The sequence below is a fragment of the Komagataeibacter sp. FXV3 genome (assembly GCF_015155755.1).
Lineage (GTDB): Bacteria > Pseudomonadota > Alphaproteobacteria > Acetobacterales > Acetobacteraceae > Komagataeibacter.
Map to the genome: position 1 here is coordinate 1 of NZ_VWPI01000079.1, position 20754 is coordinate 20754.

The following is a 20754-nucleotide window of genomic DNA, read 5'->3' on the forward strand; positions in this document are numbered from 1 at the left end:
CGGTAACCCTCCGGTGGCTGGAACATGCTGTCGGGGATCGGACCGTACACCACCTTCGTCGCTTCCAGCCGCCCCTTCAGCCCGTCACCATCCACGCCGATTTCCTGCAGCACCACGCCATCATCGGTCACGCAGGCGGTGGCGCTGCCCTGATCGGTGGTGACATCCCACTGCGTGCAGGGCACGCCCGCCACGGTGGAACTGCCCTTGCGCGAGAAGGTCATGGACAGGTCGAGCAGGAAGGGATTGCGAATGCCATAGCGGGCATCAAGCTGGCTGTACACCTTCTGCGGGTTGATGATGATCGTGACCTGGCGACTCATGCGGTTGAGAATCGTCTCGCCCATGCCCTGAGGGCTGTCGATTCGCATCAGGCCGCCGTTATAGGCGAACCATGTGCGCACGGCCTTGGGTTCGGGCACGCCATCGGGCTGTACGTTATAATCCACCTGCACGTCACGGGTGGGGGTCAGCGGGGGATGAACGCTGGAAGGGTCCTCCGCCCGCGCGGCGGGAATGTCGCAGCCGGACGCGATACCCGCCGCCAGTGCGGTCATGCCCAGCCGCAGCGCACCCGTCCTTGTCCACTGCCATCGCGGGCGGGCCGTTCCATGCTTCATCGTGTTTTCCCTTTCATCTGCCAAGACGGAACCCCGCATGGCCGGTTGTGTCAACCGCCCGCACCCCGTCACGCGCGCAGGGCGCGGATGGCGGTTTCCAGTTCCGTTACGCGATCATTTCCAATCCACGCCGCCTGCCCCCGCACCGCATGGCCCAGTTGGCGCATGTAGTCCCATGCCGGAATTTCCACTCCGCCGAAACTGGCCAGATGGTCGGTGCCGAACTGTGTGTCCAGCAGGCTGAATCCCCCCAGCCGCAGGCGCGCGACAAGATGGACAAGGGCGACCTTGGACGCATCGCGCATGCGGCTGAACATGCTTTCGCCAAAGTACGCCTGCCCGATCGCCACGCCATACAGGCCGCCAACCAGCCTGCCTTCGTGCCTGACCTCCACGCTATGGGCATGGCCCATGTCATGTAGCGCGCAGAACAGGCTGCGGATGCGCGGGCTGATCCATGTCGTCTCGCGTCCCGGCGCGGGTTCGGCGCAGCCATCCATGACGGCGGGGAAATCCTGATCCGCCGTAACCGCAAAGCGCGCCGACAGCACGGTGCGCATGAGCCTGCGACTGACATGAAACCCGTCCAGCGGCAGGATACCGCGCATTTCGGGGCGGTACCATTCCAGTTCATCCGACCCGGCATCCGGCGCCATGGGAAACAGCCCGGCCATGTAGGCGCGCAGCATAAGTTCCGGCGTGATGGGAACCGTCTCTTGACCCGTCATGTTCTTAGGATAACCCTTTTCGCATGCCTTCGTGGGCATGATCGCCCACGGCATGCCCGCCTGTCAGGAGAAACCACCCCATATGTCCGATACCCGTCCCCGCCTGTTGCTGACCCAGCGCCAGACCACCCCGGTCATGCAGCGCATTGAACAGAGCTTTAACATACCCGCCGTTCCAGACCAGCAGATGACAACGCGTGAACTTCTGGATGCGGCGCGCGCATTCCAGCCGCAGGCGATCATGACCGCCACCGGGCTGCCGCTGCGGGGCAACGACGTGCTGCTGCTGCCCGACAGCGTAAAGGTCGTGGCCACGGTCAGCGTCGGCACCGACCATCTGGACATTCCTGCCCTGCATGCGCGCGGCATTGTTGTCACCAATACCCCCGACGTGCTGACCGAATGCAATGCGGACATGGCCATACTGCTGATGCTGGCAGCGGCGCGACGGGCCAGCGAATACGGCGCGCTGATGCGCAGGGGCTGGGGCCGGTCGCTGGCCATGGATGAACTGCTGGGCACGCGCATAAGCGGCAAGCGGCTGGGCATTGTCGGCATGGGCCGCATTGGCCGGGCGGTGGCCAGGCGCGCCCGTGGCTTTGATATGAAGGTGATGTATTCCAACCGTCGCCGCCTGCCAGCGGATCAGGAAGCGGGCGCGACCTTTTTCAGCACCGTGACCGACATGCTGCCGCATTGCGATATCCTGAGCCTGCACCTGCCCGCCAGTCCCGAAACCGATGGCATGATCAATGCCGACCTGCTGTCCCGCCTGCCGCGCGGGGCAATTTTCATCAATGCGGCGCGTGGGGCGCTGGTGGATGAGGATGCGCTGATCGATGCCCTGCGCAGTGGCCAGCTGGCAGCCGCCGGGCTGGATGTCTACCGCAATGAACCCAACCCCGACCCGCGCTTCCTTGAACTGCCCAACGTGTTCCTGACCCCGCATGTCGGCAGTGCGACGGTGGAAACCCGCACCGACATGGGCATGATGGCGGTAGACAATGTGGAAGCCGTGCTGGCGGGCCGCGACGCGCTAACGCCGGTTGCGGCCTGATCCGGCACAATGACAGGAAGGACAGGCGCATGATCGGACTGCCCGGTGTTTTTGTGGTGTTCGCGCTGATTACAGTGCTGCTGGAGTATCTTGTTCCCCGCTTCCACGGGGTGCTGGATACGCTGCTGGCTTTTTATACGCTTTTCGCGCTGGTGGCCGCCTTTATCGAACTGCGCGCCCATCCGAAACCCGCGCCAGCCGTGCCCGACAAATCAGCCTGAGCGGCTGGCAGGGACGGTGGCAGGCCCTGTCCCTGAAACTTAGTAAAGTGTTCAAAAAAACAACGCGTCAATAAACAAAAATAAAAGTCTTTGAGTGCCGCCTTTTTTCAAAAAGGCGGCGTTTTTGCAAAGCTTTTTGAAAAAAGCTTCACCAAAAACTTTCTTATGATCGTCGGATGTTATCCGGGCTGGCTTTTCAACCAGCCTGCAGACACCATCCTGTTGCCTTCAACTTTCGCGAACCTGTGCTGCCGCATGGCTCTTCAGGTCCATCGCGGTGCGGCGGACTTCGGGGCCGTATTCACGCTCCAGCCTGCGGATGGTGAAATGCGCCTGCGCCACGGCGCGGTAATGCGACAGGAACGCCACATTCAGCGACGCCCCGCACAGCGCGCCAGCCACCGGCATCATCTGCAATGCGAATTTACGCGACAGGCCAAGCCCGTAATGGGTCGCGACCTCACTGACCAGCATGACGACCGGGCGGCCGCGCAGCATGGCGCGGGCAGAGAAATAGCCCAGTTCGTTATCCTCGCCCTGCCCCTGGTTTTTTGCCCCGCCAAAGGGGAAGGCACGCAGGGCGAACACTTCCAGACAGGCGGCACGCGCATCTTCCTGCGACAGGTCTTCACCCTGTTCACGCGCAATGCGGGCGATTTCGCGCATGATGGTCAGGGTGGTGAAGCCTACATCCGCCACAAGGCCCGGCAGGCCGGTAAAGCCGCCTACGGCCCCCGAGACCGTGACGGCGGCCTTCAGCGCCGGGTCGCGCCAGCCCGCGCCATCATCAGGGGTGGCGGAGATGTCACGGGGGCGGTCCATGCCTACAACCGCAAGGTCGAACGCGCGCCGGATCGCGGTTTCCGCCGTGGCCTGCAGCCGTGCCTGCAGTCCCGGCGCCAGCCCCAGCGTGCGCATGCCCAGCATGGCCGCCTGCCCCACGGCCCCACCCATGAGGTCGGCAAGGCGCACCAGCACGCCGCGCCCTGTTTCAACCCGTTCCAGCGCCTGCTGGAGTTCAGTGATACACGCGCTGTCCAACGTCAGCGGCGCCAGTTCGTTTGAGGAACCTGCACTCATTACAATGCCCTTCGCCTGATCTTCCGTACCTTCACGGACCGGTCGCGCCATGCCCGTCATAAAGACGGGGCATAAGAAACCGCCCGCGACACCCATGCGGCAGTTCCCACCGTTTCAGCACCATGGCGGCGTTCTTGCAACGTGCGTCGCCATGGTGCTGCCATGAAACGTGGCACGCCCCTAGCTGTTCCAGCCCCCCATCCGGCACAGGTGCCCCCAGTGTGCGTCCGAAACCGGCACGACGGACAGGCGCGACTGCCGGATCAGCGCCAGGTCCGCAAGCGCCGGGTCGGCCTTCATCGCCGTCAGCGTGACCGGATGCGGCATCGGGCCGATGGCGCGCACGTCAACGCAGACCCATCTGCCATCCGCCGCCGTGGGGTCGGGATAGGCTTCGCGCACGACCTCCACCACGCCCACGATTTCACGGCCCACGTTGGAGTGGTAGAAAAAGGCCCGGTCGCCCACCTTCATGGCCGCCAGGTTTTTCTTTGCCTGGTGGTTGCGCACGCCGGTCCACGGTTCAATATCGTTTTCAACCTGCTCGGACCATGAAAAGGCATCGGGCTCGGACTTGATCAGCCAGTAGGACATGACCGTTTTTTTACTCCACCCGAAGCCCATCACGAAAAACTGAACGGAACGGACGGATCACCACGCTCTCGAACAGGTCAACCTTCGCATAGGGGTCTTCCACCGCGAATCCTTCCGCCGCGGCGCGGTCCGCCACGTCCACCACCAGCAGGCTGCCACAGGGGCTGTTTTCCGCGTCCAGCAGCGGCCCGCCATGGATGATGTGGCGCTTCCACCGTTCCAGATAGGCAAGGTGGCGTTCACGCGTTGCCTTGCGGGTTTCAAGGCTGGCGGGCTTGTCGGTGCAAATGATCGCAAACAGCATGTTTTCTCCTCCTGCGGGTCGACCGTACCATCATGGGACAGGACTGGCCGTGTCTTTTTTAACGCGATAGTGTAGAGCAGGAAAACGCAAGCCCCCACCCATGCAAGGGTGATGGCACGAATTTCTTGACCGTTTTCATTGCAGGGACAGGTGCCCCGGGCACGGATGGATCAACCTTGAACGCAACGCAGAGCCTTACCGCACGAACCGGTAACCTTTTTCACCGTTACGCCAATCCCGGCCGCTTCCTGCGCATGGGGGCGAAGCTGCAGCCATGGCTGACATGGCCCGCGCTGGTGCTGTCCATTGCCGGAATCGTGTGGGGGCTGTTCTTCTCCCCCGCCGACTGGCAGCAGGGCGACAGCGTGCGCATCATGTACGTGCATGTGCCGACCGCGTGGCTTGCCTCGTCCGGTTACATGGGGCTGGCGGTCTGTTCGCTGCTGTCGCTGGTCTGGCGGCACCCGCTGGCCGACCTGGCGGCGGTGGAAATCGGGCCGGTGGGCGCATCCATCACCGCCGTCTGCCTTGCCACCGGTTCGCTGTGGGGCAAGCCGATGTGGGGCACGTGGTGGGTGTGGGATGCACGCCTGACATCCGTTCTGGTGCTGTTTTTCCTGTATCTGGGCCATATCGCGCTGATCCGTGCATTTGATGAACCGCAGCGCGGCTACCGTGCCGCCGCCATACTGGGGCTGGCGGGCGCGGTTGACCTGCCGATCATCAAGTTCAGCGTACAGTGGTGGAACACCCTGCACCAGCCCGACAGCATCACGGTTACGGGGGCGCCGACCATGTCCACCTCCATGCTGTGGCCGCTGGGGCTGACCACGCTGGGGTTCACGCTGGGATTTGGCGCAATCGTGCTGGCCCGCCTGCGCGCATCGGTCATGGAAAGCCGTATCCGCACGATCCTGGCCGCCAACCGTGGCCGCCAGTCCGCCAACCCCGCCCCCAAGCCTGACAGTGCCGCCGTATGACCCACCTGCCCTATATCCTGGCCGCCTATGGCCTGACGCTTGGCGTTGCGACGGTTTTGTCCGTCAACGCCGCCATCCGCCTGCGCACCGCGCGCAAACGTCTGGCCGCCATTGAACAGCCCCGGACACGTCAGCCCTCATGACCCGCAAAAGCCGACGCCTGTGGCTGGTGGTGGCGTGCATGATCGGACTTGGTTCCGCTGCCGCGCTGACGCTGAACGCCTTTTCATCCAATATCGTTTTCTTCATGGCGCCGTCACAGGTCCATGCCAAGCCGCCCCCGGCCGATCGCACCATCCGCCTTGGCGGCATGGTCGTGGCCGGCAGCGTGCACCGTGAAAAGGTAAAGGATTCACCCGTCAACCTGTTTGACGTAACTGACGGGCAGGCCGCCGTGACCGTGCGGTACGAAGGCATCCTGCCCGACCTGTTCCGTGAGGGGCAGAGCGTGGTCGCCGTGGGCACTGTCAACCCTGACGGCACCTTCCGCGCCAGCGAGGTGCTGGCCAAGCATGACGAGACCTACATGCCCAAGGAAGTGGCGGAGGAACTGCGCCGCAGCGGCAAGTGGGATCCCCGTTTCGGCAAGGCCCCGGACGCTGCCAGCTGGAACACCATGACGGCTGCCGACACGCCGAAAAAACCGGCCACCCAGACACCTGACGGAAACTGACATCCGACAATGAACCCGGAACTTGGAAATTTTGCGCTGGCGCTGGCATGCTGCATGGCCGCCGGACAGGCCATCCTGCCCCTGATCGGGGCCAACCGGCGTGACGCACGCCTGATGGCGTTGGCCCCGGCGCTGGCGGTGGGGCAGATGATCGCGCTGATCACCTCCTTTGCGTGCCTGATCCACGCCGCCATCACCAATGACTTTTCCGTGCAGAACGTGGCCGCCAACAGCGCGGTCAGCAAGCCGCTGCTGTATAAGATCACCGGCGTATGGGGCAACCATGAGGGATCGGTCCTGCTATGGGCAATGATCCTGTCCATATGCGGTGGCGCGGTCGCCCTGTTCGGGCGCAACCTGCCTTCCGCCCTTCAGGCACGCGTCATTGCGGTGCTGGGTGGGGTCGCGGCAGGGTTTGAGCTGTTCTGCCTGACCACGTCCAACCCGTTCGCGCGTGTCTGGCCCGCGCCGCTGGATGGACAGGGCATGAACCCGCTGCTGCAGGACCCCGGCCTCGCGTTCCATCCACCCATTCTCTACACCGGCTATGTCGGCTTTGCCGTGCCGTTCGCCTTTGCCATCGCCGCCCTGATCGAAGGGCGCGTCGATGCGGCATGGGGTCGCTGGGTGCGCCCGTGGGCGGTGGCGGCGTGGTGCTTCCTGACCTGCGGCATCGCCATGGGATCATGGTGGTCTTACTACGTGCTGGGCTGGGGTGGTTACTGGTTCTGGGATCCGGTGGAAAACGCATCGCTGATCCCGTGGCTGACGGGCACGGCGCTGGTGCATTCGGCCATCGTGGTGGAAAAGCGCGAGGCGCTGAAGATCTGGACCGTGCTGCTGGCGATTGGCACGTTCTCGTTCTCGCTGTCCGGCACGTTCCTTGTGCGTTCGGGTATCCTCAATTCCGTCCATGCCTTCGCCAATGACCCGGCGCGTGGCGTATTCATCCTTGGCCTGCTGGCACTCGTCATTGGCGGGTCGCTGCTGCTGTTCGCCATCCGCGCCCCGCAGCTGACCACCGGCGGGCTGTTTTCGCCCGTATCGCGTGAAGGGCTGCTGGTCCTGAACAACATCCTGCTGTGTTCGATCTGCGCGGTGGTGCTGACGGGCACGATGTACCCGCCGTTCATGTCGCTTCTGTTCGGCAAGACGATTTCGGTCGGCAAGCCGTTCTTTGACGCGACCACCATCCCGCTGGCCATACCGCTTATGGTGTTCATGGGCTTTGGCCCGATGGTGCCGTGGAAACGGGCACAGATGTGGCCGGTGCTGCGCCGCCTGTGGTGGGCGGCCTGTGTGGCCCTGCTGGCGCTGGTGCTTGCTACCTTCCGGATGCGTGACATCCTGGCGGTGCTGGCCACGGCGACGGCCGTATGGGTGATCTGTTCCAGCATTGCCGATATTGCCGAACGCCTGCGCTTGTTCCGCCAGCCCCTGGCGCAAAGCTGGCAGCGCGCACGCAGCCTGCCACGCGCGGTGTTCGGGGCGGCCCTGGCCCATGCCGGTGTCGGGATTGTCGTGCTGGGCATTGCCGGGATGTCACAGGCTGCGCACCGGATTGTGGAAGTGCATGTGGGCGAGAGCGAGATGCTGGCCGGTGACAGCTGGACCCTGACCGACGTGCACCCGGCGGAAGGTCCGAACTACAGTGCGCTGGTCGCGACCATCGAGGTCCGCCACAATGGCCGCCTGATCACGACGCTGCACCCCTCCAAGCGCACCTTCGCCAGCCAGCACCAGACCACGACGGAAGTGGCGATCCATACCAACCTGCTGGCCGATATTTACGGCGTGCTGGGTGACAAGCATGGCGATGACGCCAACCCGACCTATGTGCTGCGCCTGCATTACAACCCGCTGGCGCCGTGGATGTGGCTGGGTGGGCTGATCATGGCCTTTGGCGGCGCGCTGTCGCTGTCTGACCGGCGCGTGCGCGTTGGTGCGCCCCGCCGGGCCAAAACCGTGGACGTGGTGGTGGTGCAATGAACGACCAGCCTTCTTCCCCTACCCGTCGCCGCCTGCTGATGGCGGCCCCGCTGGTTGTGGCTGGCGGGATAGGCGTGGGCTTCTGGCGCATGCTGTCGGGCATGACCAGGGGATCATTCGATCCGCATGACATCCATGCCCCGGCGCTGAACCGCCCCGTGCCGGATTTCGCCCTGCCGGACCAGGCGCCGGGACAGGGCTTTTCCGCACAGGACCTGCGTGCGCTGAAATCCCCGGTTCTGGTGAATTATTTCGCATCATGGTGCATTCCTTGCGTTGCCGAAATGCCGGTGCTGAACGCGCTGAAGGAACGCCTGCCGATCTGGGGCATTGCGTATAAGGACAAGCCCGAACACGCGCTGGGCTTCGTGCAGCGCGCGGGCAATCCCTATGCCCGCATCGCCGCCGACCGTGACGGGCTGGCCGCGATCGACTGGGGTGTGTCCGGCGTGCCGGAAACCTTCCTGATCGGGCCGGGCGGTGTGATCCGGTGGCATACGGCCTCGCCCATTACCGAAACCATGATCACCAATACGATCATGCCGCTGGCGGACAGCCTGAAGTCATGAAAACACATCCCCTGCGCCACTATGGCGTGATTGCCCTGCTGGCCTGCCTGCTGTTTGCCCCGTTTGTGGCGATGGCGGTGGATGACCCGTCGGAAATGCTGCCTGACCCGGCGCAGGAACAGCGCGCCGAGGCGATCGGGTCGCAGTTGCGCTGCCTTGTGTGCCAGAACGAGTCGATCGAGGACAGCAGCGCCGACCTGGCCCGTGACCTGCGCCATGTCGTGCGTGAACATGTGGCCAAGGGCGAAAGCAACCGGCAGATCATGGACTGGATGGTCAACCGCTATGGCAACTTCATCCGCCTCAAGCCGCCACTGACCATCGGCACGCTGCTGCTGTGGGTCATGCCGCTGCTGGCGCTGTGCATTGGCATGGGCGTGGCGTGGTGGACATTCCGCAGGCCCCGCACGGTAACGCCCACGCCCCTGACGGACGCGGAACGTCGCCGTCTGTCCGACCTGACCGAAACACGCTGAGAGTCTTATGATCTGGATTGGTATCTGCCTGCTTGGCGTGATCGCACTGTTACCCGCACTGATCTCGTTCCGTCGCACCACCCTGCTGCGCGATGAGCGCGAGACGGCCCTTGTCCTGCATCAGGCGCAGCTTGCGGAACTGGAACGCGATCTGGTCGAAGGCATGATCGCGCCGTCCGAACATGACAGCGCCCGGCTGGAAATCCAGCGCCGGGTGCTGGGCACCGACATGCTGCCTGCCTTCGTCGCGGGCAAGGGTAGCTCTACCGGGGTCATTACCGCGGCCCTGGTCGCGCTGCCGGTAGCGGCCATCGGGCTGTATCTTACGGTCGGGCACCCGTCGCTTCCGGCACAGCCGCTGGCCCCGCGCCTTGTGGCGCTTCAGCATGAGGAGCACCGCAATGATGCAATCATCGACCGGCTGCGCGATCAGCTGAAACAGATCCCGGCGGGTGATCCCAGCCTGTTCCAGGGCTACGTGCTGCTGGGCCAGGCCGAGGCCGGGCGTGACCATTACGCTGCAGCTGCCCAGGCATGGCGCAGCGCCATAGAACAGCGCTTCGACCCCGAAGTCGCCGCCCGTGCGGCTGAAGCACAGATGATGGCCGATGGCGGCCATATTTCTCCCGAAACGGCGGACCTGTACCGTCGCGCGCTGGACGCAGCCCCCGCGGATGCGCCATGGCGGATGACGGTGCAGCAGCGTATCGCGCAGTCCGAACATCAATAACGCGCTACCCCGACCACCGCAGGGGCGTTTTGGGCTTGCCAGTTTCGGGACATTGGGCGGAAACTGGCGGCATGAGCAAGGACAAGACCCCCTCCCCCGCCCCTGCCGCCGATACGGTGCAGGACGAAGCGGCCAAGGAAGCCGCGCTGCTGAAACAGCCTGCCGAAGCGGATGAAGTCGGCGGCCCGAAGGGGCCGGAGCCGACCCGCTATGGCGACTGGACGGTCAAGGGACGGTGCGTGGATTTCTGAAAATCCACTGATGGAAATTAAAAATTTTTTGGCGTCGCCTTTTTTTTAAAAGGCGGCGATCCCTGAAGCTTTTTGAAAAAGGCTTCACCAAAAACTTTTGACAGTTTCTGACCTGTATCCGGCGTGGCGGTCAGCCGATTTCGTTGGGCAGCGGACCGCGGCCAAAAGATGTTTGCCGTGCCCGGTGTCCCGGCGGCGGCACGTTGCATGAAATCAGGTAGATCCCTGCAACGAATACAAGCTGCGACAGGGAATTGAACCACAGGGCCAGTTCATACGCCCGATCTGCCGTGACCGCCTGATAGAAGGCATAGGCGGCAAACGGGATGGAAATGGGCCGCATGCCCGCCAGCATGACGCGCAGCGGATTCTGGTAACCCGGTTTGACCAGCCTGCGCATGCGGTGGATGCCGATATAGAAGACAACTTCGAAAAACCAGCCGAGCACATTGGCGATCAGGTTATCCAGCGTCATGCCCTCCAGTACCAGCAGGGCCGAAATGGACGCGGCTGACAGGACGATGGACCCGACCTGAAAGCTCATGCCCATTTCCATGGCCGTCAGGCGTTCGGGCAGGGCATCGGCAAAAGGCTGGAAAACCCGGTCCAGCAGCCAGGCATCAAACTGATTGACGCGATCACCAAATGACATGACAGTTCCCAGTATCCTCGTATCCGTCGTAGTACGGGCGCACGTCCCGTCATGCGCCACAGGCGGCGGCGACGACCGCGTCGGGATACGTCCCCGCCATGCCCGCCAGCGCGGTGTTGCTCAGCATGACAATGCTCATGCCCCGCGCACGGTCCACCGCCCATTGATGTCCGTACACGCCCCCCCATGTAAAACTGCCGGGGCTGAGTGGCGTACGCGCAGACGACGGGTCCGCAATGACCGCAGCCCCATAACCGAAGCGCCGCCCGCGCGCCAGCGGTCCCATATCAATATCGCCAATGGCGTTCTGGCCAAACAGCATGGCGGATGCGGGCGATAGCATGCCTTCGCCACCAATGCGCACGGCTTCCAGAAATGCAAGGAATTCCGCAGCCGTCCCCACCATGCCCGCACCGCCGGATGGATAGGAATCGGGGTTGCGGATGCGATCGGGCGCAAAACGGATTTCCCCCATCCCGCCACCGGGCAACATGCGTGGCAGGACATATTCCGCCCCCATGCGGATGGGCACGGGCCGTGCATCGGCATAGCAGGCGGCGGGTGACTGCAATGGCGTCAGCATGAAGCCACTGTCGCGCCAGCCCAGCGGCGCGCCGACATAACGCCTTACCGCAGCAGGCAGCGACAGGCCGGATGCCTTTTCAATCACGCCGCCCATCACATCCAGCCCCAGCGAATAGGCCCATCCCTGCCCCGGCACGAATATCAACCGCGTCGTAGCCAGCCGGGACAGGTTATCCGCCAGCGACAGTCCCGGTTCCGCGATGCCATCAGAGACACCGGCGCGGGTATAGGGATTGTCATCACGCGGGAAAGCAAATCCATAGGTCAGGCCACTGGTATGGGTCAGCAACTGGTGCAGCGTGATTTCGCACGCGCCCCCATCGGGCAGAACGGGATGGAAATGCGGCAGGTAGCGCGTCACGGCGGCATGCAGGTCCAGCAATCCTTCCTCCACCATGGCCAGCGCCGCGGCAGTCACGACCGGCTTGGTCAGGGAAGCAAGGCGGAACAGGGTATCGATCTGCATGGGAATGCCGCCCTCCCGGTCGGCCTGGCCTGCGGCTTCCGCCACCACGACCTCCCCATCCACCGCCACCATGACCACGGCACCGACCAGCCGGGACGTTTCCACGGCCGTATCCATGACCTGGCGGATACGTTCACGCATGTGGGCCTTCTCCACCGGAATACGGGACATGGTCTGATCCTTTATAACGGGCCGTTATGACAGGTAGGGGCCGCATGAACTGGTCGCCATGGGCAAAGCAGCGTAATCTGGGGATATGATAGCACGCCTGTTTTCCAAAACATTATGCCTCTCCCTCCTGCTATGTGGCAGTTGCCTGGTACCGCCTGCAGCCCATGCCGCAGTACCGGCTCCGACCGTTGCCCAGCCTGCTGAAGCGCCGTTGCAGGCCACGCTGCCCAACGGGTTGCGCGTGGTGATCGTGCCCGACCGTCTGGCCCCGGTTGTCAGCACCGAAATCAATTACCTGGTGGGATCGGCGGCGGCGCCCGCAGGCTTTCCCGGCACGGCGCATGCATTGGAACACATGATGTTCCGTGGCAGCAAGGGGCTGGACCGTGACCAGATGGCCGCCATCGGTGCGCGGCTGGGGGGCGATTACAATGCGGACACGACGGAAAACGTAACACAGTTCTTCTATACCGCGCCTGCTGACAACCTTGACGTACTGCTGCGTATCGAAGCCATGCGCATGCAGGGCCTGACGCTTGCGGCCGGGGACTGGGCGCATGAACGCGGCGCGATCGAGCAGGAAGTCTCACGCGATCTGTCCAGCCCCGGCTATGTCTATCTGGCGCGCCTGCAGTCGATCCTGTTTGCCGGCACGCCCTATGAACATGATGCGCTGGGCAGTCGCCCGTCCTTTGACAAGACGGATACCGCGCTGCTGCGCCGGTTCTACCGGCAGTGGTATGCACCCAACAACGCCATTCTGGTCATAACGGGTGATGTGGATGCGGCCCGTACGCTGGCGATGGTGCGCGATACCTTTGGCCCGATCCCGTCGCGCAGACTGCCCGCACGCCCGCAGATCCACCCCGGTCCCGTGCAGGCCCAGACCCTGCAGTTCCCGACCGATTACCCCGTGGGCCTTGTCGCCATTGCCAGCCGCATGCCGGGACAGAACAGCCGGGATTATGCCACCGCGCGCATCCTGTCCGATGTGCTGAGCAGCCAGCGTGGCGCATTATATGACCTGGTGCCGCAGGGACGCGCGCTGCTGTCCAGCTTCGACTTCGTGACCAAGGCGGATGCCGGGATCGGCATTGCCATCGCGGCCTTCCCCAAGGGGAGCAACCCCGCCCCGCTTCAGGCACGCATGCAGGACATCCTGCGCAGCCTGCGCGAAAACGGTGTGCCGTCCGATCTGGTCGATGCGGCCAAGCGCAAGGAACTGGCGCAGCTTGGCTTTGCCGCCAACAGCATTTCCGGCCTTGCCGAAAGCTGGTCGGAAGCACAGGCCGTCATGGGCCTGCAATCCCCCGATGATGAAGCCGCGGCCTTTGCCGCTGTCACACCGGAAGATGTCAATCATCTGGCACGCGCGGTACTGGACCCGCAGCAGTCCATCACCGCCATCCTGACCCCGCGCGATGGCGGGCACCCTGTGGCCGACAAGGGATTTGGCGGCGCGGAATCCTTTGCCAGCACACCCGACCACCCCGTGACCCTGCCACGCTGGGCCAATGACAGCCTGCTGGCGTTGCGCCCGCCCGAGGCATCGGTCCAGCCTGCGCAGTACACCCTGCCCAATGGCCTGCACCTGATCGTGCGCCCGGCTTCCGTCAGCCATACCATCAACCTGTATGGCACCATCCGCCAGAATGAAGACATGCAGGAGCCAGCAGGCAAGGAAGGCATTGCCGATATTACGAATGAACTGTTCAGCTATGGCAGCACGACGCACGACCGGATCGGGTTGCAGAAGGCGTTTGACGACATTGCCGCCAGCGAAAATGCCGGGGCCGATTTCAGCCTGAACGTACTGACGCCCGATTTTGACCGGGGCCTGGAACTGCTGGCGGAAAACGAACTGCACCCCGCCCTGCCTGAACAGGGGTTCAAGGTGGTGCGCGCCAATACCGCGGCCTCCCTGTCCGGCCTGCTGCATTCGCCTGAATACCTGTTCCAGCGCGCGATGCAGGGCGCGGTATCCCCTGCGGGCGACCCGTCCCTGCGGCAGGCGCAGCCGGATGAGGTGATGAAACTGACGCTGGCGGACTGTCGCGCATTCTGGAAAACGGCCTACAGGCCGGACCTGACCACCATTGTCATTACCGGTGACATTACGCCCGCCGCCTCCTACCGCGCGATATCACGCACGTTTGGTACATGGCGCGCCAGTGGGCCGACACCCATGGTTGACCTGCCCCCGCGCCCCGACAGCCATACCAGCGTAATGAAGGTGCCCGACCCGTCCAGCACGCAGGCTACCGTCTCCCTGCCCGAAAGCCTGTCGCTGAATGTCGCCAACCCGGAACACTTCGCGCTCAACCTGGGCAACGAAATCCTTGGATCGGGTTTTTCATCCCGCCTGTACCGCGACCTGCGCGTACGCAGTGGTTACGTCTATACCGTGCGCAGCCACCTGACATGGAAGCGCCACCGCAGCGCCTACAGCATTTCCTTTGGCGCGGATCCCGACAAGGTCGCGGCGGCACGTGATGCAGCCATCCATGACCTGATGGCCATGCAGATACAACCCGTCAGCGAAAACGAACTGGCCATGGCCCGTGCGGGCATGCTGCGTGGCCTGGCCCTGCAATCCGCCAGTCTGGACACCATTGCGGCGGGGTACCTGCATTTCAGTGACCTGGGCCTGCCGCTAAACCAGAATGATATCGCGGCACAGGCCTATTACACGCTGGATGCCGCCGCCATACGCGATGCATTCCGTAAATGGATACGTCCCGCCGACCTTGCGGAAATCATCAAGGGACCGGCGACGACGCCGTGATGAATGTATGGGGCTGGTGCCTGCCAGCCCCTATATTTTTAATAATGAGTAAATATTGAAGCATAATCAGGCACGGTACTGTCGCAAATAACCATTTCCATAACAGTGAAAAACCCTGCAGCAGGGTTGAAAAAATACTAGAATCGTCGATAGACGATCCATATTCGAATCAAAAACTGAATAAACCAGTCCATCCCGAAAATCTGGAACGGTCTGAACAGCCAGTATTTGTAAAATTGTATAAATTATACAGAAGTTCTGGATGAAGTTTTTAAAAAAGCTTCGAAGAACGCCACCATTTAAAAAAAGATGGCACCCATACAAAAAAGGGGGCGATGCATTTCTGCATCGCCCCCTTTTCCGGCGTATCGCCCGACCTGCCAAGGCAGGCCGGATCATACGGACGGGATCAGTTCTCGGCGTTACGGCGACGGATCGCGGCACCCAGAATGTCACCCAGCGAAGCCCCGCTATCGGACGAACCGTAGTCGGAGATCGCCTGCTTGTCTTCCTCGACCTCCCGGCCGCGGATGGTCAGGGCCAGCTTGCGGGCTGCGCGGTCAACCGACACGACCTTCGCATCGACGCGTTCACCAACGGCGAAACGCTCCGGACGCTGATCGGCCTTGTCACGGGCCAGTTCCGCACGGCGGATGAAGCCGGTCAGGACGTCGTCAACCTTCACCTCGATGCCGTTCGACTGAACAGCGGTGACGATGCAGGTCACGATCGCGCCCTTCTGCACCTTGCTCAGCGTGTCAGCAGCGGGGTCTTCCTGCAGCTGCTTGATGCCCAGCGAGATGCGTTCCTTTTCCACGTCCACATCCAGGACCTTGGCCTTCACGACCTGGCCCTTTTCGTAGTGGCTCATGGCGACTTCGCCCGGCTCGTCCCAAGACAGGTCGGACATGTGAACCATGCCGTCGATGTCCGCGGACAGGCCGATGAACAGGCCGAATTCGGTGATGTTGCGGATCTCGCCTTCCACCACGGAACCAACCTTGTGTTCCTCGGCGAACTGCTCCCACGGGTTGCGCTGCACCTGCTTCAGGCCCAGCGAGATGCGGCGCTTCGCGCTGTCCACATCCAGAACCATCACATCGACTTCCTGCGAAGTGGCGACGATCTTGCCCGGATGGACGTTCTTCTTCGTCCAGGACATTTCGGACACGTGCACCAGACCCTCGACGCCCGGCTCCAGCTCCACGAATGCACCGTAATCGGTGATGTTCGTGACGCGACCGGTGTAACGGGCACCCGGCGGGTACTTGATCGCCACGTTTTCCCACGGGTCAGCTTCAAGCTGCTTCATGCCCAGCGAGATACGCTGCGTGTCGGGGTTGAAGCGGATGACCTGCACGCGGACCGGCTGGCCGATCTGCAGGGCTTCGGACGGGTGGTTGATGCGCTTCCATGCGATATCGGTCACATGCAGCAGGCCATCGACGCCGCCGAGGTCCACGAACGCACCGTAATCGGTGATGTTCTTGACCACGCCATCGAGGATCATGCCTTCCTTCAGGCCCTGGATCAGCTCGCTGCGCTGTTCCGCACGGGTCTCTTCCAGAACCGCACGACGCGAGACGACGATGTTGCCGCGTGCGCGGTCCATCTTCAGGATCTGGAACGGCTGGGGCACGCCCATCAGCGGGGTCACGTCGCGCACGGGGCGGATGTCCACCTGGCTGCCGGGCAGGAACGCCATTGCGCCGCCCAGGTCAACGGTGAAGCCACCCTTGACGCGGCCATAGATGGTGCCGTTGACGCGCTGGTTGTTTTCGAACGCCTTTTCAAGGTTCGACCAGGCTTCCTCGCGGCGGGCCTTTTCGCGCGACAGGACGATGGACCCGTCACGGTCTTCGTACCGCTCGACAAACAGTTCGATAACGTCACCCGGCTTGACATCGGGGGTCACACCCGGCGGGCCGAATTCCTTCAGGGCGACGCGCCCTTCGCTTTTCAGGCCGACATCGACAATCGCGTATTCATCCGTAAGGCGGACAACGCGACCGGTGACAACGGAACCGTCAAATGCGGAGTCGCGACCGAGGGTTTCCTCAAGAAGGGCGGCAAAGTCCTCGCCACCCTTATGGTCGGCGACGGGCTGTGTTGTGGCTGAAGCCATGAGCTACTCGTAAATCCTGTAACCCTGTCCTACCCCTTGGGGCGGATACAGGGACAATCCTGCGCCCCCGCCTGCCCGCATTGAAGCGGGACAATGGGAACGGCTTGCCCGGCGGATACGCCACGACACGGTCGCGGCTCGCCTGACGGCCAAAATTGACGCCATACCCCGCGCCACGCGGGCGCGTGGGGTATATACCGTTCAGCACAGACACCCTATGGGCGGCGTATGTCAATAAAAACCCGCAATATGGGGCCTGGTTCCCGCACAAAATCACCCTAGCGCGTCATGCGCGCCACGATCCGCAGGGCTTCGGCCAGCACTTCATCCGCGCTCAGGCCATCGGTCTCGATGCGTACGGCATCACCGGCGGCGCGCAGGGGGGCGACGGCGCGGCTGGAATCGGCCCTGTCACGGGCTTCGATCTCACGCTCGACCCGGGTGATCTGGTCCTCGCGGTCGGGTGCGCCGGGGTCGGTCGCCAGCTGTTCCCACCGCCGCGTGGCGCGTGTGCGCGGGGAAGCGGTAATGAACAGCTTGACCGGGGCATCGGGAAAGATGACCGTCCCGATATCGCGCCCGTCCAGCACCGCGCCATGTTCGCCCGCAAAACGGCGCTGTACGTCAACCAGAACGCGGCGCACGGCTGGCTGGGCTGCGACTAGGCTGGCCGCGCGATCGACCTCGGGCACGCGCAGGTCGGTGCGGCTCAGGTCTTCCAGCCCGACACTGGCGGCGAATGCCTCCGCCTGTCCCTGCGCGGGGTCATGGCCCGCGTCGATCATCCGCCGCCCCGTCGCACGATACAGCAGCCCCGTATCAAGGTAAGGCAGGTCGAGCGCCTGCGCCAGCCGCCTGGCAAGGGTGCCCTTGCCTGCCGCAGCGGGACCGTCAACCGCTATGACCAGCCGCCGGGTCATGCCGCGATCCCGGCGCCGATGCTGTTCATGAGCGTGATGAAACCGGGGAAGCTGGTGTCAATGAACGCGGTATCATCGACGCAGACCGGCTTTTGTGCCGCAAGGCCCATCACGATCGCGCTCATGGCCAGCCGGTGGTCCATGCGGGTCTGGACCAGACCACCGCCGGGAATGGCCCCGCCCGTGCCATGCACGATCATGTCATCACCCACGACATCCACCTTCACGCCATTGGCTTCCAGCAGGGCAACGGTGGCGGACAGGCGATCGCTTTCCTTCACGCGCAGTTCCTCCAGCCCGCGAAAGCGCGACTGCCCGGTGGCATGGGCGGCGACCACCGCCAGGACGGGATATTCGTCAATCATGGACGGCGCGCGGGTTGCGGGCACGTCCACGCCATGCAGGACGCCTGTGGTGGCGGTGATATCGCCCACAGGCTCGCCCCCTTCCACGCGTTCGTTGCTGATGACCAGATCCGCGCCCATTTCCTTCAGTGACGTGAACAGCCCGGTGCGCAGCGGGTTCAGCCCCACGCCGCGCACGCTGACCGTTGACCCCGGCACCAGCAGGGCCGCCGCCAGAATGAACGCCGCCGATGACGGATCGCCCGGCACCACGATGTCACGCGCCACCAGTTCGGGCCGCCCCTGCAGGGTAATGACGCGGCCACCGGCGCCCATGGGCTCGACGGTCACGGTGGCACCGAAATGGCGCAGCATGTTTTCGGTATGGTCACGGGTAGCCACGGGTTCTTCCACCCGGGTCTCGCCCTGCGCGTTCAGGCCGGCCAGCAGCACGGCCGACTTCACCTGTGCGGAGGCCACCGGCAGGCGGTATGACAGCGGCGGCGGGTTGGCGTTGCCCTGTATGGCCAGTGGCAGGCGACCGCCCTGACGCGACAGGAACACGGCACCCGTGGCAGCCAGCGGGTCCATCACCCGCTTCATCGGGCGACCGCGCAGGCTGGCGTCCCCCGTCATGACAGACGTAAAGCCATGACTGGCCAGAATACCCGACAGCAGGCGCGCCGCCGTGCCCGAATTGCCCATGTCCAGCACATCCGCCGGTTCACGCAGACCATCCAGCCCGCATCCCTGCACCGTCCAGTTCCCGGTTCCCGTGCGCGTGATGTCCGCACCCAGCGCGCGCATGGCATCGGCGGTACGCAGCACGTCTTCGCCTTCCAGCAGGCCGGTGATGTGGGTCGTGCCACGCGCAAGGGCCGCGAACATCAGCGAACGGTGGCTGATCGATTTGTCACCCGGCACCTGGACCGAACCGGAAAGGGGCGCGCGCGGGGCATGGACCGTCAGCGCGCGGACGGAAGATTGGACGTGATCGGTTTTCATACGTCCTCCAATTCCGTATTCCGGGTGGCAAAGTCAATCACAGATCGGCATGATCGCCCTGCCGGCGCATGCCCCGGTGTTTGACATTACGTCTACAAACTGGCATGGGGCTGCGCCTTTTGCCACTTCCGGATACCGTGGCTTCATTCATAATCAAAACAGGATCGACAGGTTCAAGATGGCTCAGTCCAACCTCGGCACCAAACGTGTCTGTGTCTCCTGCAGCGCCCGTTTCTACGATCTGAACAAGAATCCGGCCGTCTGCCCCAAATGCGGCGCTGAACAGCCCGTGGAACTGCCGCGCGTCCGTCGCCCGGTGGAAGCTGCCCCCGAATCCAAGCCCAAGGCGGCTGATGACGCACTCGAAAACGATGTCGACGTCGATCTGGATACCGACGCCGATGATGATGACGCCGCCGTCCTGCCTGACGATGCGGGCCTTGATGACGATGACGACGATGATATCAGCAGCGCCGACATCGACGTGAAGACCGACAAGGACGACCACGACAACTGACATGATCCGGCCCGGGACACACTGTTCCGGGCTGTTTTTGTATCAGGCGCGCGGGTTGCGGCGTTCGATCTCGACCCCAACCGATTCGGCGTCGTCAAAGATATCCAGCTTTTCCACGCACACGCGCGTGATGCGGATGCGCCTGTCCTCCAGCACGCCAGCCGCGATTCGTTCGGCCAGCGTTTCCACCAGCGCGACATGGCCACGGGCCACGATTTCGCGCACCAGCAGCACCACACGTTCATATGATACCGTGCGCCCCAGATCGTCCGGTCCTACATCCAGCGTCGCACTGTCCGGCACGCCAAAGACCACATTGACGCGGATGCGCTGGGTCACGCCCTGTTCATGTTCAAATACGCCAATATGGGCATCCAGCACCATATTGCGCACAAACAGGCAGCGCAGTGGCTGCGGTTCATTCCATGGCGACAGCAGGGACATGGCGGATCCAGTCGGTTGAAAGGTTCAGGCCGGGGGGGGAGCGGGCGACCACTGCATGTGCTGCCCCCCGTCAAGGGCAAGCATCTGCCCGGTTACGGACGGCAGGCAGAGCAATGACAGTGCCGCGCGCGCGATTTCATCCGGCGTTGCCCCATGCCCCAGCGGGACGGAGGCGCACTGCCGGGCGAAATGGTCCGCCGTCTGCCGTGGCGTGGGCAGCACCGGGCCGGGACCGATGGCGTTGACCCGGATACGATGCGGCGCCAGCGCCAGCGCCATGGTCTGCGTCAGGGTCCACAGCGCGGCCTTGGATACGGTGTAACTGACAAAATGCGGGGTCAGGGACCACACGCGCTCATCCAGCATGTTCAGCACCATGCCTTCGGCCCCGGGGGAGAGCAGGCGTGCGAATTCCTGCATCAACACGAAGGGCGCGCGCGTATTTGGTTCCATATGCCCGTCCCATCC

24 protein-coding genes are annotated in these 20754 nt (G+C 63.5%); 12 read left to right on the forward strand and 12 right to left on the reverse strand.

Going from position 1 to position 20754, the window contains the following annotated elements:
* Both F1542_RS07760 and aat read right to left on the reverse strand, forming a co-directional pair.
* A partial coding sequence (locus F1542_RS07760) for a DUF4412 domain-containing protein (RefSeq protein ID WP_193732524.1) occupies positions 1 to 620 on the reverse strand: 620 nt, incomplete at its 3' end.
* Between the two features lie 68 nt (positions 621 to 688).
* Positions 689 to 1348, reverse strand: coding sequence for a leucyl/phenylalanyl-tRNA--protein transferase (aat, locus tag F1542_RS07765; protein ID WP_193732525.1), 660 nt, complete (start codon positions 1346 to 1348; stop codon positions 689 to 691).
* A gap of 82 nt (positions 1349 to 1430) precedes the next feature.
* On the opposite strand from aat, the gene F1542_RS07770 reads away from it, so the two are divergent.
* Together F1542_RS07770 and F1542_RS07775 are read left to right on the forward strand one after the other, a co-directional pair.
* On the forward strand, positions 1431 to 2405 hold the full coding sequence (locus F1542_RS07770; RefSeq protein WP_193732526.1) for a D-glycerate dehydrogenase: 975 nt from the start codon (positions 1431 to 1433) through the stop codon (positions 2403 to 2405).
* A gap of 29 nt (positions 2406 to 2434) precedes the next feature.
* Positions 2435 to 2626 (forward strand): hypothetical protein, encoded by a 192-nt coding sequence (locus F1542_RS07775; RefSeq protein ID WP_193732527.1) that lies wholly within the window; start codon positions 2435 to 2437, stop codon positions 2624 to 2626.
* A 228-nt stretch (positions 2627 to 2854) separates the two neighbouring features.
* Here the strand turns inward: F1542_RS07775 and F1542_RS07780 are convergent, their stop codons facing one another.
* The 3 genes from F1542_RS07780 to F1542_RS07790 form a co-directional block, all read right to left on the reverse strand.
* Positions 2855 to 3706: an EcsC family protein gene (locus tag F1542_RS07780; protein ID WP_193732528.1), complete on the reverse strand. Its 852-nt coding sequence runs from the start codon at positions 3704 to 3706 to the stop codon at positions 2855 to 2857.
* Between the two features lie 180 nt (positions 3707 to 3886).
* On the reverse strand, positions 3887 to 4300 hold the full coding sequence (locus F1542_RS07785) for an EVE domain-containing protein (RefSeq protein ID WP_193732529.1): 414 nt from the start codon (positions 4298 to 4300) through the stop codon (positions 3887 to 3889).
* 10 nt (positions 4301 to 4310) lie between these two features.
* The gene (locus F1542_RS07790; protein WP_193732530.1) at positions 4311 to 4604 is read right to left on the reverse strand and encodes a YciI family protein; all 294 of its coding nucleotides are present in this window, start codon (positions 4602 to 4604) and stop codon (positions 4311 to 4313) included.
* Between the two features lie 176 nt (positions 4605 to 4780).
* Here F1542_RS07790 and F1542_RS07795 point away from each other — a divergent pair, with 176 nt between their 5' ends.
* The 8 genes from F1542_RS07795 to F1542_RS07830 all read left to right on the forward strand — a co-directional run bounded on the left by F1542_RS07795 (position 4781) and on the right by F1542_RS07830 (position 10272).
* Positions 4781 to 5584, forward strand: a complete 804-nt coding sequence (locus F1542_RS07795) for a heme ABC transporter permease (RefSeq protein WP_141260689.1) — start codon at positions 4781 to 4783, stop codon at positions 5582 to 5584.
* Positions 5581 to 5727, forward strand: a complete 147-nt coding sequence (locus F1542_RS07800) for a heme exporter protein CcmD (protein WP_193732531.1) — start codon at positions 5581 to 5583, stop codon at positions 5725 to 5727. Before F1542_RS07795 ends, F1542_RS07800 begins: the two co-directional genes overlap by 4 nt.
* Entirely contained in the window at positions 5724 to 6257 is a 534-nt protein-coding gene (gene ccmE, locus F1542_RS07805; protein WP_193732532.1) for a cytochrome c maturation protein CcmE, read from the forward strand. The genes F1542_RS07800 and ccmE overlap by 4 nt, the downstream gene beginning before the upstream one ends.
* Before the next feature lie 9 nt (positions 6258 to 6266).
* Positions 6267 to 8246: a heme lyase CcmF/NrfE family subunit gene (locus F1542_RS07810; RefSeq protein ID WP_193732533.1), complete on the forward strand. Its 1980-nt coding sequence runs from the start codon at positions 6267 to 6269 to the stop codon at positions 8244 to 8246.
* Positions 8243 to 8815, forward strand: a complete 573-nt coding sequence (locus tag F1542_RS07815) for a DsbE family thiol:disulfide interchange protein (RefSeq protein ID WP_193732534.1) — start codon at positions 8243 to 8245, stop codon at positions 8813 to 8815. Before F1542_RS07810 ends, F1542_RS07815 begins: the two co-directional genes overlap by 4 nt.
* Positions 8812 to 9291 carry a cytochrome c-type biogenesis protein gene (locus tag F1542_RS07820; RefSeq protein ID WP_193732535.1) on the forward strand — a complete coding sequence of 160 codons (480 nt, stop codon included), beginning with the start codon at positions 8812 to 8814 and terminating at the stop codon, positions 9289 to 9291. Before F1542_RS07815 ends, F1542_RS07820 begins: the two co-directional genes overlap by 4 nt.
* A 7-nt stretch (positions 9292 to 9298) precedes the next feature.
* Positions 9299 to 10021: a c-type cytochrome biogenesis protein CcmI gene (ccmI, locus tag F1542_RS07825; RefSeq protein ID WP_193732536.1), complete on the forward strand. Its 723-nt coding sequence runs from the start codon at positions 9299 to 9301 to the stop codon at positions 10019 to 10021.
* 71 nt (positions 10022 to 10092) lie between these two features.
* Positions 10093 to 10272: a DUF1674 domain-containing protein gene (locus tag F1542_RS07830; RefSeq protein ID WP_193732537.1), complete on the forward strand. Its 180-nt coding sequence runs from the start codon at positions 10093 to 10095 to the stop codon at positions 10270 to 10272.
* Positions 10273 to 10402: 130 nt separating this feature from the next.
* Here the strand turns inward: F1542_RS07830 and F1542_RS07835 are convergent, their stop codons facing one another.
* Both F1542_RS07835 and F1542_RS07840 read right to left on the reverse strand, forming a co-directional pair.
* Complete coding sequence (locus F1542_RS07835; protein ID WP_010506802.1) at positions 10403 to 10924, reverse strand: hypothetical protein; 522 nt, start codon at positions 10922 to 10924, stop codon at positions 10403 to 10405.
* A gap of 49 nt (positions 10925 to 10973) precedes the next feature.
* Entirely contained in the window at positions 10974 to 12146 is a 1173-nt protein-coding gene (locus tag F1542_RS07840; RefSeq protein WP_193732538.1) for a serine hydrolase, read from the reverse strand.
* A gap of 85 nt (positions 12147 to 12231) precedes the next feature.
* On the opposite strand from F1542_RS07840, the gene F1542_RS07845 reads away from it, so the two are divergent.
* Entirely contained in the window at positions 12232 to 14931 is a 2700-nt protein-coding gene (locus F1542_RS07845) for a pitrilysin family protein (protein WP_227672568.1), read from the forward strand.
* 409 nt (positions 14932 to 15340) lie between these two features.
* Here F1542_RS07845 and rpsA read toward each other — a convergent pair whose 3' ends face one another.
* The 3 genes from rpsA to aroA form a co-directional block, all read right to left on the reverse strand.
* Positions 15341 to 17056: a 30S ribosomal protein S1 gene (gene rpsA / locus F1542_RS07850; protein WP_010513132.1), complete on the reverse strand. Its 1716-nt coding sequence runs from the start codon at positions 17054 to 17056 to the stop codon at positions 15341 to 15343.
* A gap of 278 nt (positions 17057 to 17334) precedes the next feature.
* A complete protein-coding gene (locus F1542_RS07855) occupies positions 17335 to 17976 on the reverse strand; it encodes a d(CMP) kinase (protein WP_193732539.1) in 642 nt (213 codons plus the stop codon).
* Entirely contained in the window at positions 17973 to 19325 is a 1353-nt protein-coding gene (aroA, locus tag F1542_RS07860) for a 3-phosphoshikimate 1-carboxyvinyltransferase (protein WP_193732540.1), read from the reverse strand. Before aroA ends, F1542_RS07855 begins: the two co-directional genes overlap by 4 nt.
* A gap of 178 nt (positions 19326 to 19503) precedes the next feature.
* Here aroA and F1542_RS07865 point away from each other — a divergent pair, with 178 nt between their 5' ends.
* A complete protein-coding gene (locus tag F1542_RS07865; RefSeq protein WP_193732544.1) occupies positions 19504 to 19842 on the forward strand; it encodes a TIGR02300 family protein in 339 nt (112 codons plus the stop codon).
* Positions 19843 to 19884: 42 nt separating this feature from the next.
* Here F1542_RS07865 and folB read toward each other — a convergent pair whose 3' ends face one another.
* Positions 19885 to 20286: a dihydroneopterin aldolase gene (folB, locus tag F1542_RS07870; protein WP_193732541.1), complete on the reverse strand. Its 402-nt coding sequence runs from the start codon at positions 20284 to 20286 to the stop codon at positions 19885 to 19887.
* 24 nt (positions 20287 to 20310) lie between these two features.
* Positions 20311 to 20754: SDR family oxidoreductase (locus F1542_RS07875; protein WP_193732542.1), on the reverse strand; the 444-nt coding region annotated here is incomplete at its 5' end.

Excerpts from the sequence above, each read along its gene's own strand:
- F1542_RS07810 (WP_193732533.1), top strand. The coding sequence starts at position 6,267 with ATGAACCCGGAACTTGGAAATTTTGCGCTGGCGCTGGCATGCTGCATG.
- F1542_RS07770 (WP_193732526.1), top strand. The coding sequence starts at position 1,431 with ATGTCCGATACCCGTCCCCGCCTGTTGCTGACCCAGCGCCAGACCACC.
- F1542_RS07780 (WP_193732528.1), bottom strand. The coding sequence starts at position 3,706 with ATGAGTGCAGGTTCCTCAAACGAACTGGCGCCGCTGACGTTGGACAGC.
- F1542_RS07835 (WP_010506802.1), bottom strand. The coding sequence starts at position 10,924 with ATGTCATTTGGTGATCGCGTCAATCAGTTTGATGCCTGGCTGCTGGAC.
- F1542_RS07830 (WP_193732537.1), top strand. The coding sequence starts at position 10,093 with ATGAGCAAGGACAAGACCCCCTCCCCCGCCCCTGCCGCCGATACGGTG.
- F1542_RS07790 (WP_193732530.1), bottom strand. The coding sequence starts at position 4,604 with ATGCTGTTTGCGATCATTTGCACCGACAAGCCCGCCAGCCTTGAAACC.
- F1542_RS07845 (WP_227672568.1), top strand. The coding sequence starts at position 12,232 with ATGATAGCACGCCTGTTTTCCAAAACATTATGCCTCTCCCTCCTGCTA.
- aroA (WP_193732540.1), bottom strand. The coding sequence starts at position 19,325 with ATGAAAACCGATCACGTCCAATCTTCCGTCCGCGCGCTGACGGTCCAT.
- ccmI (WP_193732536.1), top strand. The coding sequence starts at position 9,299 with ATGATCTGGATTGGTATCTGCCTGCTTGGCGTGATCGCACTGTTACCC.
- folB (WP_193732541.1), bottom strand. The coding sequence starts at position 20,286 with ATGTCCCTGCTGTCGCCATGGAATGAACCGCAGCCACTGCGCTGCCTG.
- rpsA (WP_010513132.1), bottom strand. The coding sequence starts at position 17,056 with ATGGCTTCAGCCACAACACAGCCCGTCGCCGACCATAAGGGTGGCGAG.
- F1542_RS07820 (WP_193732535.1), top strand. The coding sequence starts at position 8,812 with ATGAAAACACATCCCCTGCGCCACTATGGCGTGATTGCCCTGCTGGCC.
- ccmE (WP_193732532.1), top strand. The coding sequence starts at position 5,724 with ATGACCCGCAAAAGCCGACGCCTGTGGCTGGTGGTGGCGTGCATGATC.
- F1542_RS07775 (WP_193732527.1), top strand. The coding sequence starts at position 2,435 with ATGATCGGACTGCCCGGTGTTTTTGTGGTGTTCGCGCTGATTACAGTG.
- F1542_RS07785 (WP_193732529.1), bottom strand. The coding sequence starts at position 4,300 with ATGTCCTACTGGCTGATCAAGTCCGAGCCCGATGCCTTTTCATGGTCC.
- F1542_RS07865 (WP_193732544.1), top strand. The coding sequence starts at position 19,504 with ATGGCTCAGTCCAACCTCGGCACCAAACGTGTCTGTGTCTCCTGCAGC.
- F1542_RS07815 (WP_193732534.1), top strand. The coding sequence starts at position 8,243 with ATGAACGACCAGCCTTCTTCCCCTACCCGTCGCCGCCTGCTGATGGCG.
- F1542_RS07800 (WP_193732531.1), top strand. The coding sequence starts at position 5,581 with ATGACCCACCTGCCCTATATCCTGGCCGCCTATGGCCTGACGCTTGGC.
- aat (WP_193732525.1), bottom strand. The coding sequence starts at position 1,348 with ATGACGGGTCAAGAGACGGTTCCCATCACGCCGGAACTTATGCTGCGC.
- F1542_RS07840 (WP_193732538.1), bottom strand. The coding sequence starts at position 12,146 with ATGTCCCGTATTCCGGTGGAGAAGGCCCACATGCGTGAACGTATCCGC.
- F1542_RS07855 (WP_193732539.1), bottom strand. The coding sequence starts at position 17,976 with ATGACCCGGCGGCTGGTCATAGCGGTTGACGGTCCCGCTGCGGCAGGC.